Raw genomic sequence first — 13,738 nt, forward strand, 5'->3', positions numbered from 1 at the left:
TAAAATGGCAAAAGCCACTACTGAGATGCTATTGGACTTCATCTACGAAGGAACCAATCGCCGTGGCCAGCGTATAAAAGGCGAGACCACCAGTCGTAGTATGGACTTGGCGAAGGCAACCCTGCGAAAACAAGGTATCAAGGTTAAAAGTATCAAGAAAAAACCCAAGCCTTTATTCGAATTTAAAAAGCCTATTAAAGCTATCGATATCGCAATCTTTTCTCGCCAGTTGGCAACTATGATGAAAGCTGGTGTGCCTTTAACCCAATCCTTTGAGATCGTCGCAGACTCTCTAGACAACCCGACGATGAAAACTCTGGTATTGAGTATAAAGTCTGACGTCGAATCAGGAAGTACCTTTACCTCAGCACTGCGCCGCCATCCGCGCTACTTTGACGAGCTATTTTGCTCATTGGTGGAATCTGGTGAGCAATCCGGGGCCTTAGAAACCATGCTGGAGCGCGTCGCCACCTATAAAGAAAAAAGTGAGCTGCTCAAAGCAAAGATTAAAAAGGCTTTAAAATATCCGATTGCCGTTATCGTAGTGGCTATTATCGTCACTATCATCCTACTGGTTAAAGTGGTGCCAGTATTCGCTGATTTGTTCAGCTCGTTTGGTGCTGAACTTCCTGCTTTCACCCAGATGGTCGTGGGTATGTCGGAGTGGATGCAAAAATGGTGGTATATTTTAATTATTGCTATTGGTCTGGCTATTATTAGCTTTAAAGAGGCTAAAAAACGCAGTAAAGAGTTTCGCGATTTTTTAGACAGGCTCACCTTAAAGCTGCCTATCTTTGGCAACATTGCTTACCAAGCTATAATTGCCCGTTTTTCGCGTACTTTATCCACCACCTTTGCTGCGGGGGTACCCTTAATTGAGGCCTTAGACTCTACAGCCGGAGCCACCAATAACGTGGTATTTTATAATGCCACACAACAGATTAAGGATGACGTCGCCACCGGTCAGCAACTACAGTTTTCAATGCGATCGACCAACCTCTTCCCTAGTATGGCCATTCAAATGGTAGGCATTGGTGAAGAGGCTGGTAGCTTAGAAGAGATGCTTGATAAAGTCGCTACCTATTACGAAAATGAAGTGGATAATGCAGTTGACGGCCTGACCAGCTTAATGGAACCCCTTATTATGGCAATCCTTGGCGTCTTGGTTGGTGGCTTAGTTATAGCCATGTATCTGCCTATCTTTCAGATGGGATCGGTGGTCGGATAATGGTGATCGTACCTTTAAATAGTTATTTATCAACTGTTTCATCAGAAAATACAGTCCTTCTTTTTACCATTATTGGCTTATTAGGCCTATGTGTTGGCAGTTTTTTGAATGTGGTCATTCACCGAACGCCACTCATGATGTTTGCTGAATGGCGCCGTGAATGTAGTCAATTGCTCAGTGATCAAGCTGACATCCCTGCTGAGTATACGACGCCCATTCAAGCAATTGTTGTCCAAGATAATGCCATATCACTCAGCGTCCCGCGATCTCGGTGCCCAAGCTGTGGTCATCAGATCCGTTGGTTTGAGAATATCCCAGTTATTAGTTGGTTATTATTGCGTGGCAAATGTGCAAGCTGTCAGCAAGCGATTAGTGTTCGCTATCCCTTAGTAGAGATCGTTACTGCCCTACTATCGATACTAGTAATTTACCAATTTGGCGTTACGCTGCAAGGGATATCCGCACTTATTCTGGTCTGGACTTTAATAGCCTTGACGGGTATTGATTTTGACACCCAACTGTTACCAGACCGCTTCACCTTCCCTTTAGCTGGACTAGGCCTTGCTGTTAACTCACAAAGCTGGTTCGTCACTCCTACTGAGTCGATTTGGGGCTTATTATTGGGTTTCTTATCGCTATGGGTTGTGGTTAAAGTCTTTTATTTAATTACCAAAAAGCAGGGCATGGGCGCCGGTGACTTTAAGCTATTAGCAGTTTTGGGCGCTTGGCTTGGACCAATGATGCTGCCCCTGATTATCTTACTATCCTCTTTTATTGGTGCTATTATCGGTATTATACTAATGAGACGCTATGGTGAGAGTCGTCCTTTTGCCTTTGGTCCTTATATCGCAATAGCGGGTATTGTGGCGCTATTGGCTGGTCCAGATATTGTAAACTGGTATCTAAACATATACGTCTGATCGCTTTAGTGGTTAATAGTAAGCCAGTCTCTTTCGTATTTGCTCCCTTTATTTTATTCTTTGTTTATTAGACCGTATTCTCATGACACAATTTATTGAGCCTCAACATCTATCTTCTAAAGCCTTTACCAACTCTATATCTGAAACTCAAAAACTCGTAGTAGGATTAACAGGAGGGATTGGTAGTGGCAAAACCGCCGCTAGTGATTGGTTTGCGGCGCAAGGGATTGCCGTTATTGATGCTGATGTAATTGCTCGTGAGGTGGTAAGTAGAGGTCAACCTGCACTCGAGAAAATCCGAGACAAATTTGGTGATTGGGTACTGACTACTTCAGGTGAAATGGACCGCGCCGCCGTTCGGGCACATGTATTTACTCATCCAGAAGCGTTGATGACGCTAGAAGCCATCACTCATCCAGCAATCCGCGAACAAGCCAAAAGTGCTCTACAATCGGCCACCTCTGATTATGTTATCTTATCTGCGCCGCTATTACTGGAGTCGGCTGAGGCAGGGCTGGCCAGTTTATGCCAGCGAATCTTAGTAATTGACTTGCCTGAACACTTGCAATTAACGCGTGCTAGCAAGCGCGATGAGCAAAGTGAGGAGAAGATTAAAGCTGTCATGGAAAATCAGCTACCCCGTACTCAGCGCTTAAATCATGCTGACGATGTGGTATGTAATGCCGGCAGCTTAGAAGAACTATACGCTCAGCTTGCGCCGCTACATGACCATTATCAACAGCTTGCAGCCTCTTTTAATAAAAATAACGCTTTTTAAAAAGGGCCTTGCGCCTAAAAAAGCTAATGCTAGCGTACTGATAAGACTAATCTAAAGCAGATAGCAAAGCACTAGTATCAAAAAAACGCCCTGCTTCATCATACAGGGCATTGTCTTTACTCTATTTAGCGATCATTACTAACGGCCATACTAAAACTGTTAACTGCTAAAAATAATATTATAACCGCTGACGGACGACTTCATAGAGCGCCATACCTGTGGCCACACTGACATTAAGGCTTTGTAATTGACCCTGAGCATTGCCCGGCATTGGAATAAATACTAGCTCATCACAGTGCTCGCTAGTGAGCCTACGCATGCCCTCCCCTTCAGATCCCATCACCAACGCCACTTTACCCGTCAAATCACACTCATGAATAGGCTTAGCTTCATCATCTAACGCAGTACCAAAGACAAACACACCGGCTTGCTTGAGCTGACTCAGCGTTCGTGCCAAATTAGTAACGCTAATAATTGGGATCATTTCGGCAGCGCCGACAGCGACTTTCGCCACAGTCGGTGTCAGACTGGCAGCATGGTGCTTAGGACAAATAACAGCATCTACGCCCATAGCGACCGCTGAGCGTAAGCAGGCTCCAAAATTATGCGGATCAGTAATTTGGTCTAAAACTAATAATAGGCAGTCGTCTTTCGCCGCTAACGAATCAAGCTCAGTTTCATCAGCAAAACTCATAGGCCGAGCATGCAACACTACCCCTTGATGTTGCGGGCTAGCGCACAACTGAGTTAATTTGTCTTTTTGCGCATGTTGAATACTAATACCATTGGCCTGAGCCTCAGATATGAGCGCTTGAATACTGTCGTCAGACTCGCGACCTTTTTGGATAAAAAGACTGAGACCATCTAATGGACGCATTTTGAGTAGTGCATCTACGGCGTGAATCCCGTAAAAATAGGTAGGTTTTGCCATAATAATTGCTAAGTTCCGTCGCGAGACTCGCTCGTAAAAAAGGAATAAGATATTGTGCTGCCTAGTATTGTCAGGCTTGGGTAGCGCATGGAGAATACTAGCAGCCGCCAGGCTATCTCTTAAGATTAGCCTTCAAGGTGGCAAATATATTGAACAATCTGTTCAGTACGAAGGTTAAAGCCACTTTCGCCCTCTACCATAAACGATTGGCCAGCGCGGTAATAGCTAAAGTCTTCTTCACCATTGATCTTGACTTCGCACTCGCCGCTAATAATCTCAATGCGCTCTGAAGTATGCGTCTCAAAGTGATATTGCATCACCTCTTCATCACACGGCAAGATAATACCAAGCATCTTTTTACTGCCATCATCAAATGATACGGTATGGCTACTACAGCGCCCGTCGTAAGAGATATTTGCCTTTGCATCGACAGTCACATTGTTAAATTGTTCCGCTGACATAGTAGCCTTCCTTCATCGTTATAAACTAAATTATTCAAAAATAATTTGACAAATTTGATATGCTTTTGCGCCCTACATTATGGTCAGCACAAAATAGAATCGATTCATCATTGAATCCTACAGCGAGTGAAACTTCTCTATGCCGCTGAATAATAAAACCATCCAAAGGCTATAAAAGAACTATCTCCCAACCATACCCTATCAGTTTTAAAGCAAGCTCACTACAAACTGCTCTATGGAGCGGATTGCTCATCTAGATAACTAAAACCAATAGAGACACAAAATCAATAAAATAAAAAGGGTACTGCAAGTATTTAACTTGCGCTAGACTAGATAAAACAGCTTAAGATGTTAACCACTTATTAACAGCTATTAACCACATATTAACTTAATAACAGCTACGTAGCGATAATAACCAAAAGATAGACATAAAAAAATACATCTAAAGCATGAATATCCAACTTTACTATAAGTGGCTGTTAACCCCACACTCTGGTTGAGTTAAGTATCATATACCGTCATGTGCAGCTCAGCCTCAGGTAACTGCAGCCATTAAAAGACACTGTAGGTTAAGTTGCTTACCTGTTGTTCAGCTATTATTTAATTCTAATTGCTTGGCTTATTTCTTCAGTTATCTGGTAGCGCTTATCTTCGAATGCTGCCACTAAAGCTAGTCGTTAAAGCCTATAACCATCAAAAAAGCTAGAAAAGTTACTTGGCGTTAAGTAGGTTAATGCTAACATATTATCCCTATAAAGTTTATGACTGCTTGCATAAACTTAAGAGAATTTATCTAAAGTTGATACTGGCATAGTTGACACTGATAACTGTACTGACTGGTTGCTTTTCCTGTGCCTTATCGTTAGTCTAAGACCAGCAGTTATTCACAATTTTTGACTAGTAGCTTATGCTAGTTTAACGTACGCCTGCCTTTTATCTTATCCTATTGCAGTCAATGAGATGCGCCGATGCTCACATCCTTAACCTTACGCCAGTTTGCTTTGATCTCCCAAAATGAGCTTAGTTTTGCCGAAGGCTTCAATGTTATTACCGGAGAGACAGGCGCAGGGAAATCCTTACTATTAGATGCGTTATCCCTATGTATCGGTGAACGTGCTGACTCCAGTATGGTGCGCCACGGTGCGGATCATGCCGATATCTATGCCCAGTTTGATGTGGCAGGGAACAGTGCCGTCCAAAATTGGTTCGATGAGCAAGCCCGCAGCTATGAAGATGAGTTACTGATTCGCCGCCAATTAAGTAGTAACGGCCGCTCAAAAGCGTGGTTGAATGGTACGCCCGTTAGCTTGGCCGAATTAAAATCACTTGGCTCACTGCTCGTCAATATCCATAGTCAACATGCCCAGCAGGCACTACTTAAGCCGCAGTTTGTCATCGATTGGTTAGATGATATGGCAGGGCTTAAACAATTGGCCCAGCAGACAGCACAAGCTTACTCAGCGCATCAACAGTTAGTACACCGGGCTGAGGAAATCGCTAATCAAGAGTCGCAACGTCAAGATCGCATCCAGCTGCTCGAAAGTCAGCTGGCCGATATCGCCCCATTATTGACCGTTAATTATGCACAGATTGAAGCAGAGCATGAAGAGCTAAGTAATATAGAGGCTCTGATGTTGGAGGCCAGTCAAACGCTAGCTCTACTTGACAATGATACCGATGAGCCCGACGTCATGACGATGCTAGGCCGAGCAATCAAGCTTTGTGACCATCAAGTTAGCGTCAGCCAGACCTTCTCCCAAGCTTCCGAGCATCTTTATCTTGCTCAAGAGCAAATTAGCGAAGCCGTCGGTCTATTATCAGCCTATGCCGAGCAGCAACTCCCCGACCCAGAGAGACTTACTGAACTTGATAAATTGATTAGCCTAGGACATCAGCTCTCACGCAAGCATGGGCTGCCCGTGGCCGACCTTATCACTGAAGCCAATGTTTGGCAGTCGCAATTAGCAGCGCTCGAAAACGAGCCTAGCAGTGAAGCTATGGCTGAGCAAATCTCTGAAGCGTGGCAAGCATATCTGACGCTAGCACAACAGCTTAGTGAGTCTCGCCGTAGCGCAGCTCCTGATATTGGTAGTGAGTTGGTCGCGCAGCTGCAACCGCTTGCCCTACCCAATGCCCGCTGTGAGTTCGTCTTTACCCCCAAGGTAAATGAGCGCGCTTATAATGGCAATGGTATCGAAGATATCGAGCTACTGTTTAGTGCCAATGTGGGCATGCCCATGCAGCCGCTGCATAAGATTGCCTCTGGTGGTGAGCTGTCGCGCATGGCGCTGGTGATGCAAGTACTGCACGCCACGCGTCAAGACAACAATCTTGCCAAACCTATGCTTGTTTTTGATGAGGTGGATGTCGGTATCAGTGGCGGTACAGCGCAAGTGGTCGGTGAGTTACTGCGAGAGCTCGGCCGCAGTCAACAACTACTGGCTATTACCCATCAAGCCCAAGTCGCCGCTCAGTCCCATCAACATATTCTAGTCCAAAAACACCATGATGAGCAGTCACAAAGTGAGCTATATATCGTCTCGGGCGACGAGCAAATCGATGAACTCGCCCGTATGTCAGGTGGTATTACCATCACTGAAGTGACCCGCGATCACGCCCGTAGCCTCGTGGCAGCCGTTAGATAACCATTTAAATAGCAACTTAGATAATAAGATAATGGTCTACTATTTGCCCAGTCTTGACTTACCATCTCATAAAGCGCCGAAATAGAGTTGATAATTCTGTCTCAGCCCCCATTTTAAGGTACTGCTCCGATTAATTTATACATCATGCATGCTGGCTTCTGTTGCAGTAATCAGCTGCTTTAGTTCATTGGCCAACCAAGTTATCAATCGAGTACTTTTAAGTCGGTGAGCCACTTTTTTATTCACTATAATGCCGATATTTTTTATCAGAATAGTTGCCTATGCCTTTAGATAATTTGACCCATCACTTCTTAATCGCCGCACCGCAGATGCCTGACCCCAGATTCGAGCGCGCGCTTATCTATGTCTGTCGCCATGACAAGTATGGTGCTTTAGGTCTGCGTGTCAATCAACCTATCGAAGAGGCTCGAGTTGGTAAGCTATTAGAGGATTTGGACATTGAAGTTACCAACCCACAAGTGATGGAAGATCTGGCGCTAGAAGGCGGGCCAATGTATCCTGAAGTTGGCTTTGTTCTACATACAGGGCAGCCAAGCTGGGCGTCCTCATTTGCCATTTCAGAGAATGTCTGTATCACTACCAGCCGCGATATCTTGCAGCGCATTGCTGCCGGTCAAGGCGTCGGTCATTATCAGCTGTGCCTTGGTCATGCCAGCTGGGGTAAAACTCAGCTAGAGCGCGAGCTTGATTCAGGAGACTGGTTGGTTTGCCCTGCAGATTTAAGCTTACTATTTGAGACGCCATTTGAAGAGCGTTGGCACATGGCAGCTGATAAAATTGGTGTAAATCTAGACTTCCTGAGTAGTGATATCGGTCATGCTTGAATCTATAACTAAAAATACCTCAGGCTTAGCGCAAGTTTCTCAATCAATAGATGACGCTACGCCCAAAGATACCAACCTAGTCTTGGCACTCGACTACGGCGTCAAAAAAATGGGCATGGCGCTCGGTAATACTTTGACCCGTAATTCACGCCCGTTTGAAATTTTAGCCATGAATAATGGTCAACCTGATTGGGACAATCTACTCGGTATTATCGACAAATGGAAAATTCAGCATATCGTCGTCGGTTTACCGCTGAATATGGACGGTAGTGACTCCATGCTCTCTAAGCGAGCGCACAAGTTCGCTCGGCGACTTGCTCACAGACTTGGAGAGGAGCATCTGGCCGCTGACGTCGTCATGGTCGATGAGCGACTGACCTCGATTGAGGCGCGGCAGATGGCTTGGGAGCATGGCTGGATCAAGCATGAACGTGATCCTATCGATGATATTGCCGCTTGTATTTTGCTCGATTCTTATTTTTCGCAACAGTAGTGAGTTTCAATTAGATGCTGGCAATGCAGACAATCTGCCTAAGTCAGAAATTGAATCCTGACTTATCTGTTAATAATTACGGTAAAATTGCGTTACTATTCTAGCGATAATTAATGTTTGGCCCCCTATTATGACTGAGCAAGCACACCCAACAATGTCTCAAAGCCCATCAAAGAATGGCTCACAAGGTGGTTTCCCTGCTACCGCCCTTGCTCGGATTCGCGGCGCACAAACGCTAAATCGCTTCGCTATCTACGCTATTTATGCGGCTATTGTGGCCTTTATCATCTTTGGCACCATTGCCAGTATGAAGGCCTATCGTGATAGCGATGTGCTCTATATGCTGTTTTATTATTTGCCTTATTTGCTCGTTGGTTTAACCGTACCCATTACCCTCTATAACGCCTTTATTATCCTACGCTATCGGCTTAATCAGCCCTCGATGGTGGCCATTAGTATTGGTCTTGCGCTGATTATTACGCTAGTTAGCCTACTGTTTTCACTATCCGGCTGGCTCTGGCTGGGTATTGCAGCTTGGATGGGGGCAGCGTTTTTATTCAGTGCGAACTTTAAGCGCTTCTTTAAGTTCATTAATGAGCAAGGTTAAACTATATTCGCTGAGCAAGACTCGCTACTTCATCCACCTTTACTCTATCTAACCATATTAAATAAATTATGACTAATGCCACTAATACCTCTGCTACCGATATCCATCATCACCTTGACACCAAAGGACTGATCTGTCCTGAACCAGTAATGATGCTGCATAAGGTCATTCGAAAAGCCGATGGCGGCGAGGTGATTGAGATCTTGGCAACTGACCCTGCCAGTACCCGCGATATCCCAAATTTCTGCCGCCATTTGGGTCATGAATTGCTGCTGAGTGAAACGGTGGATAAGTCAGTGATTGAGGCTAGTGGGAATCTTACCGAAGGGAGCGAGGAAGTGACGCACTACGATGAGGTTTATCGCTATTTGGTTCGGAAGAAACGAGCTTGATAGCTCACCGTTAATGTCTGACTAAATATTCAGCTGTAGACTGCGCTCCATACACCGAATAAACGCCTTTCTTTGTTCTAGTACTTTTTAATCACCTCCCAGTATGGTGTAAAAAAGTACTCTTAGCGCATGCAAAAAAAGTATTCGAGTAAGGTCAAGTCTATTTACTGGTGCGTAGAATGCCCTCTACAAAGCTAGTAGTAGAAATAATTCTTATAATAAGCTTATCAATTTCTCATTTCTATTGAGTCCCCTATGAGCCGAGACCGTGCCGTTCAGCCACGCCAGCCCAAAGCTTTAGCCGTCGATGACGAGCCTGTCTATTTGACGGAGTTCCGTCAGGCGATGCTAGCGCGTGGGTTATCGACGCGCACGCGCAATGCTTATGTTCGTGATTTGCGCCACTGTGAGACGACGAACACGAAGGCATTGACCCAGTGGCAAGACAGCGATGTCATGCAATGCCTTGCCAAGCTCGGCCGCGATGGTAAAACCCCACGAACGATAGCGCGGATGCTCTCAAGCCTACGCCAGTTCTACTTATGGATGGTGGGCAACGAGCTGCGCGAGGACAATCCCTGCGAGCGCATCAAGACGCCGAAGATTGGTCGTGCGCTGCCTAAAGACTTGTCTGAAGCCGATGTCGATAACCTGCTAGCCGCGCCTGACACCAGTACGGCAATGGGACTGCGGGATAAAGCCATGCTAGAGGTACTGTATGCCTGCGGACTGCGGGTCAGCGAGCTGATGAACTTATCACTTGAACAGGTCAATTTAAATGCAGGTTGGCTACAAATTACGGGTAAAGGCAATAAGACCCGCTTGGTGCCGCTTGGGGAATATGCCAACGAGGCGCTGGAAGATTATCTTACCCATGCTCGCGGTGAGCTGGTGGCGCACTTAAAATCGGGCAACTGCCAAGCGGTGTTTCTCACTACCCAAGGCGGCTACATGACGCGGCAGAACTTTTGGTACATGATTAAAAAGTACGCCAAGATTGCTGGTATTGACAAGGACTTGTCACCGCATACCTTGCGCCATGCCTTTGCCACCCATCTACTCAATCATGGCGCAGACCTTCGCAGCGTTCAGCTACTACTTGGTCATAGCGACTTGTCCACCACGCAGATTTATACGCATGTGGCGACGGCTCGCTTGCAACAGCTTCATGCGGCGCATCATCCAAGAGGTTGAGCATCGTATATCTTAATTAACCAAGTCTTTATAGGTAATAAATATCATTAATGCCAAGACCAGTAGACTTATAGGCAACCAAGTATAAACTATGTTTTGCCAATCTTTAATCTGCTTGGCAGTGATACGCTCGCCCTTATAATCAAAAAAGGGCTGCTGCTTAGGGATGGGCGGATAGTATTGAATAATCTTGCGTTTGGCTCGATATAAATCGTAAGCTGTCCTAACAGACTGAAGAATCCCTATTAATAACACCAAAATCATCGAGCTTTCCCAATGCTCCTCTGAACTAAATATTTCCGAAATCAATTTTACTGCGATAGCAAGGTATAGCAGCCAAAATACAGTCTTTAACCCTATCTGAACTTTCCTGCTTAATTTGCCTTGAACAAATACTTCGTCACCGTTTTCGATGTCTTTGGCGAATCGCTCTTCATACGGTAAAAGTAGCTTTTTTGCTCTATTGCTGATATCCCAATTTTTTGGTAATAAGGCGCCACTGTGTGTCTTGTCGCCAATCCAAAGATATAGTAATAGCACCGCTAACAATATTATCAATATAAATCCAGCGAAATATATTGGGCCACTTTGAGCTTGGGCTATTGCGAGGGTAAGTGTCAGCATATTGTTTGGCTCTTTTATAGGTCATCACATAGCACTATGACAATCAGTTTATTATTTGCGAACTAAGGGCAATGATATAAGCTTTTGTTATTGAAAAGTATTATAGGTTTATTATTTTAGCGCTAGATTAGAATCGGTTGTGTGGGTACGGCAATAGCGGAACCCACGGCAACCCAAGTCAAATTCATCATAGATTGTCACCCACGCTACGGCTCTGTATAAAAGCTCTCTCCCCTCAACTTACGTGGTGCTCTTTAGCCCCGACGGTAGCGGTTATCCTGCTAGTCTGAGCGGGATGCGGTGACTAGAGGTTGAGGTAGTGTCGAGGCAACAGCAATGCCTCAACTCGTGACACCGCCCCGCTCGGACTGGCAGATAATAGCGAACGGCGGGATTGGCTGCAAAATACTCACCTTTACGCTGGGCTAAAGCATCAGCCTACGCGCCTTTTGATAATCTTGTGGCTGCAATGCAGTCGGGTTGGCGGTACAATAGTCGCACTATTTGTAAGCTATTTAGGCCAATTATGACTTTTAAGACCCACACGCCCCCTGCTGACCTGCTCGCCAAAGCCGAACGCTGGCGCGAAGACATTGCCTTTCGCCAAGAGGTGCTGGGCAAGCCATTTGATTTTACGACCACGTGGGGGATTTTTTCCCCGCAGCAGCTCGATGATGGTAGCTTGATGCTGCTCGATTATGTGGATTTTCAGGCCGATGATGACTCGATAGATTTGGGTTGTGGCTATGGCGTACTGGGTATGACCGCGGCTCGCGAGTGCCCTGAAGGGATGCACACGCTGATTGATAAAGACTTTATGGCGGTGGAATATGCCAAGCGCAATTGCGAGGCCAATAAGCTGCGTAATGTCGATGTGCATTTATCAAACGGCTTCAATCACGTGGCCAAAGACAAGGATTTTAGCTTGGTAATGTCGAATTTGCCTGCCAAGGTGGGTAAAGAGCAGCATTATCTATATTTGCTCGATGCTTATGCGCGGATGCGGCCGGGCGCGCGCTTTTATGTGGTGACGATTAATGGGCTGCGTCAGTTTATGAAGCGGGCGTTTACCGAGGTGTTTGGTAATGCTGATAAGGTCAAGCAGGGTAAGACTTATACGATTACCCGTGCTGTAAAAGAATAGGCTAGTTAGAATTTTGAGTTATAGAATGCGGAAAACCCACTTATTGAGTGGGTTTTTTATTGGGTAGAATTGTCTCGTTTACTAAGAAAAAGAGTAATCCATCCCCTGCCCTGAGTCAGGTGATAACGAAGCACTGCTTTGCCCTGAGGTCAGACAAGAGCTGTGCTCGCGTGCTCAAAAAGGAGGGGGCAGACTTGTAAGAACATCCCCTCCCTTTGTTAAAGGGAGGGTTAGGGAGGGATTATTACATCTGCCGCTTAATCAAATAAAAGCCAAAGGCAGCGCTGCCGATAATAGGCAGCAGCACCATAAATAGTGGTGAGATGCCAGTCGCTAAGGAGACAAAGCCGACCAAATCTTGCACATAGCTAAATAACAGACCAAATAATAAAGCGACGACAATTCGAAGCCCCAAACTATGCGTTCGCAGCGAGCCAAAGACAAAGGAACAGGCCACAACGACGAGCGAGAGGATAGCGAATGGCGACAATAGCTTTTGCCAAAAAGCCAGCTCATGCTCGAGGGAACGGCCGCCTTGAGCGCGCATAAACTGGCGGTGCTCATAGAGCTGAGTTACGGATAAGTCATCGGCCTTACGCGTGAGTAGGTAGACAGAACTTGGGGCAAAAGGCAGCCGTAGGATATCTGATGGCTTTTTCGATTGGCTAGCGTCACGGCTTTGATTGATGGTCAGCTCGGTCATATTTCGTAGTGACCACTGGTATTGGTAAACCTCTGCGGGATCGAATTGGCTTTTACGTTCAGGTTGCGGGGAATAGACACCGCCTTCAGCCCGAATGGCTGACTCAAGGTTGCCATTATTATCAAGGTGCCAGCGTTTGACCTCGCCAAGGTTGCCATCGGTGTCAGCGTAGTCGATATAGAGGACATCTTTGCCATCGATATTGAAGCTCGGTGCATCATCCGTACTGTTAGCCGCAGGCACGTATCTGGGTTGCACCGTCCAGTAGCCCCTCACTGAGGTAACCAAACTGCTGCTCTGATCACCACTATTTATCTCACGCGCCAACTGGTTGGTCGTGGGTAACACAAATTGATTAATCGCGAGGGCGATAATGACAAATAATAAAGCTGGCTGTAATACCCAAGCGACAATGCGCAAGATGCTCACGCCAGCAGCGCGCATAACGATAAGCTCGCTCTTATTGGCCAGTAAGCCTAATCCCACTACTGCGCCAAGTAAGGCTCCTGTTGGGATAAACTGCTCTAAAAAATAAGGCGAGCGGTAGAGAATGTATTTGAGCGCCTCACCCATCGTATAGGTATCTGATAAGGCATCTAGCTCAGACAAGTAGGAAAACACAAGTTGCAGACCCCAAAGCCCCAAGATGGCAGCAACAATTGCCAAAAAGGCATTGGTTTTGACGTAGCGTGCCAGCACTGGCATGGTGGCAGCAAGCTTGGGAATGTCGGTGGGTCGGTGGGCTTTTGTGGCTTTGCTACTGGATGCTCTAT

Annotated in this window: 13 protein-coding genes and 1 pseudogene; 10 read left to right on the forward strand and 4 right to left on the reverse strand. The window is 45.9% G+C overall.

The annotated features are described in order from the left end of the window. Positions 1-4 precede the first annotated feature (4 nt). The 3 genes from EGV92_RS07640 to coaE all read left to right on the forward strand — a co-directional run bounded on the left by EGV92_RS07640 (position 5) and on the right by coaE (position 2,926). Positions 5-1,228, forward strand: a complete 1,224-nt coding sequence (locus tag EGV92_RS07640) for a type II secretion system F family protein (RefSeq protein WP_131668610.1) — start codon at positions 5-7, stop codon at positions 1,226-1,228. Continuing rightward, the gene (locus EGV92_RS07645) at positions 1,228-2,148 is read left to right on the forward strand and encodes a prepilin peptidase (protein WP_131668611.1); all 921 of its coding nucleotides are present in this window, start codon (positions 1,228-1,230) and stop codon (positions 2,146-2,148) included. Before EGV92_RS07640 ends, EGV92_RS07645 begins: the two co-directional genes overlap by 1 nt. A gap of 82 nt (positions 2,149-2,230) precedes the next feature. Next, entirely contained in the window at positions 2,231-2,926 is a 696-nt protein-coding gene (gene coaE, locus EGV92_RS07650; RefSeq protein ID WP_131668612.1) for a dephospho-CoA kinase, read from the forward strand. Positions 2,927-3,104: 178 nt separating this feature from the next. Here coaE and rlmB read toward each other — a convergent pair whose 3' ends face one another. Together rlmB and ppnP are read right to left on the reverse strand one after the other, a co-directional pair. After that, entirely contained in the window at positions 3,105-3,857 is a 753-nt protein-coding gene (rlmB, locus tag EGV92_RS07655; RefSeq protein ID WP_131668613.1) for a 23S rRNA (guanosine(2251)-2'-O)-methyltransferase RlmB, read from the reverse strand. 125 nt (positions 3,858-3,982) lie between these two features. Then, entirely contained in the window at positions 3,983-4,318 is a 336-nt protein-coding gene (gene ppnP, locus EGV92_RS07660) for a pyrimidine/purine nucleoside phosphorylase (RefSeq protein ID WP_131668614.1), read from the reverse strand. 968 nt (positions 4,319-5,286) lie between these two features. Here ppnP and recN point away from each other — a divergent pair. From recN to xerD, 6 genes and pseudogenes are all read left to right on the forward strand, one after another. Next, positions 5,287-6,963 carry a DNA repair protein RecN gene (gene recN / locus EGV92_RS07665; protein WP_131668615.1) on the forward strand — a complete coding sequence of 559 codons (1,677 nt, stop codon included), beginning with the start codon at positions 5,287-5,289 and terminating at the stop codon, positions 6,961-6,963. A gap of 281 nt (positions 6,964-7,244) precedes the next feature. Then, positions 7,245-7,808: a YqgE/AlgH family protein gene (locus EGV92_RS07670; protein WP_131668616.1), complete on the forward strand. Its 564-nt coding sequence runs from the start codon at positions 7,245-7,247 to the stop codon at positions 7,806-7,808. A 109-nt stretch (positions 7,809-7,917) separates the two neighbouring features. Beyond that, positions 7,918-8,362: pseudogene (ruvX, locus tag EGV92_RS07675) on the forward strand (Holliday junction resolvase RuvX). A gap of 69 nt (positions 8,363-8,431) precedes the next feature. Continuing rightward, positions 8,432-8,908, forward strand: coding sequence for a hypothetical protein (locus EGV92_RS07680; protein WP_131668618.1), 477 nt, complete (start codon positions 8,432-8,434; stop codon positions 8,906-8,908). A 68-nt stretch (positions 8,909-8,976) separates the two neighbouring features. Further along, positions 8,977-9,300, forward strand: a complete 324-nt coding sequence (gene tusA, locus EGV92_RS07685; protein ID WP_131668619.1) for a sulfurtransferase TusA — start codon at positions 8,977-8,979, stop codon at positions 9,298-9,300. 255 nt (positions 9,301-9,555) lie between these two features. Further along, positions 9,556-10,494, forward strand: coding sequence for a site-specific tyrosine recombinase XerD (gene xerD / locus EGV92_RS07690; protein WP_131668620.1), 939 nt, complete (start codon positions 9,556-9,558; stop codon positions 10,492-10,494). Positions 10,495-10,506: 12 nt separating this feature from the next. Here xerD and EGV92_RS07695 read toward each other — a convergent pair whose 3' ends face one another. Further along, positions 10,507-11,118, reverse strand: a complete 612-nt coding sequence (locus tag EGV92_RS07695; RefSeq protein ID WP_131668621.1) for a hypothetical protein — start codon at positions 11,116-11,118, stop codon at positions 10,507-10,509. Positions 11,119-11,644: 526 nt separating this feature from the next. On the opposite strand from EGV92_RS07695, the gene EGV92_RS07700 reads away from it, so the two are divergent. Then, complete coding sequence (locus EGV92_RS07700) at positions 11,645-12,262, forward strand: class I SAM-dependent methyltransferase (RefSeq protein ID WP_131668622.1); 618 nt, start codon at positions 11,645-11,647, stop codon at positions 12,260-12,262. Positions 12,263-12,506: 244 nt separating this feature from the next. On the opposite strand, the gene lptG is transcribed toward EGV92_RS07700, so the two are convergent. Then, positions 12,507-13,670 carry an LPS export ABC transporter permease LptG gene (lptG, locus tag EGV92_RS07705; protein WP_131668809.1) on the reverse strand — a complete coding sequence of 388 codons (1,164 nt, stop codon included), beginning with the start codon at positions 13,668-13,670 and terminating at the stop codon, positions 12,507-12,509. Positions 13,671-13,738: the final 68 nt, after the last annotated feature.

The sequence above is a fragment of the Psychrobacter pygoscelis genome (genome assembly GCF_004335015.1).
In the GTDB taxonomy this organism is placed as follows: Bacteria; Pseudomonadota; Gammaproteobacteria; order Pseudomonadales; family Moraxellaceae; genus Psychrobacter; species Psychrobacter pygoscelis.

What these genes read in the sequence shown, in the direction of transcription:
- coaE (WP_131668612.1), top strand. Translation starts at nt 2,231, where the DNA reads ATGACACAATTTATTGAGCCTCAACATCTATCTTCTAAAGCCTTTACC.
- rlmB (WP_131668613.1), bottom strand. Translation starts at nt 3,857, where the DNA reads ATGGCAAAACCTACCTATTTTTACGGGATTCACGCCGTAGATGCACTA.
- EGV92_RS07670 (WP_131668616.1), top strand. Translation starts at nt 7,245, where the DNA reads ATGCCTTTAGATAATTTGACCCATCACTTCTTAATCGCCGCACCGCAG.
- EGV92_RS07640 (WP_131668610.1), top strand. Translation starts at nt 5, where the DNA reads ATGGCAAAAGCCACTACTGAGATGCTATTGGACTTCATCTACGAAGGA.
- recN (WP_131668615.1), top strand. Translation starts at nt 5,287, where the DNA reads ATGCTCACATCCTTAACCTTACGCCAGTTTGCTTTGATCTCCCAAAAT.
- EGV92_RS07695 (WP_131668621.1), bottom strand. Translation starts at nt 11,118, where the DNA reads ATGCTGACACTTACCCTCGCAATAGCCCAAGCTCAAAGTGGCCCAATA.
- EGV92_RS07700 (WP_131668622.1), top strand. Translation starts at nt 11,645, where the DNA reads ATGACTTTTAAGACCCACACGCCCCCTGCTGACCTGCTCGCCAAAGCC.
- ppnP (WP_131668614.1), bottom strand. Translation starts at nt 4,318, where the DNA reads ATGTCAGCGGAACAATTTAACAATGTGACTGTCGATGCAAAGGCAAAT.
- lptG (WP_131668809.1), bottom strand. Translation starts at nt 13,670, where the DNA reads ATGCCAGTGCTGGCACGCTACGTCAAAACCAATGCCTTTTTGGCAATT.
- xerD (WP_131668620.1), top strand. Translation starts at nt 9,556, where the DNA reads ATGAGCCGAGACCGTGCCGTTCAGCCACGCCAGCCCAAAGCTTTAGCC.
- EGV92_RS07645 (WP_131668611.1), top strand. Translation starts at nt 1,228, where the DNA reads ATGGTGATCGTACCTTTAAATAGTTATTTATCAACTGTTTCATCAGAA.
- EGV92_RS07680 (WP_131668618.1), top strand. Translation starts at nt 8,432, where the DNA reads ATGACTGAGCAAGCACACCCAACAATGTCTCAAAGCCCATCAAAGAAT.
- tusA (WP_131668619.1), top strand. Translation starts at nt 8,977, where the DNA reads ATGACTAATGCCACTAATACCTCTGCTACCGATATCCATCATCACCTT.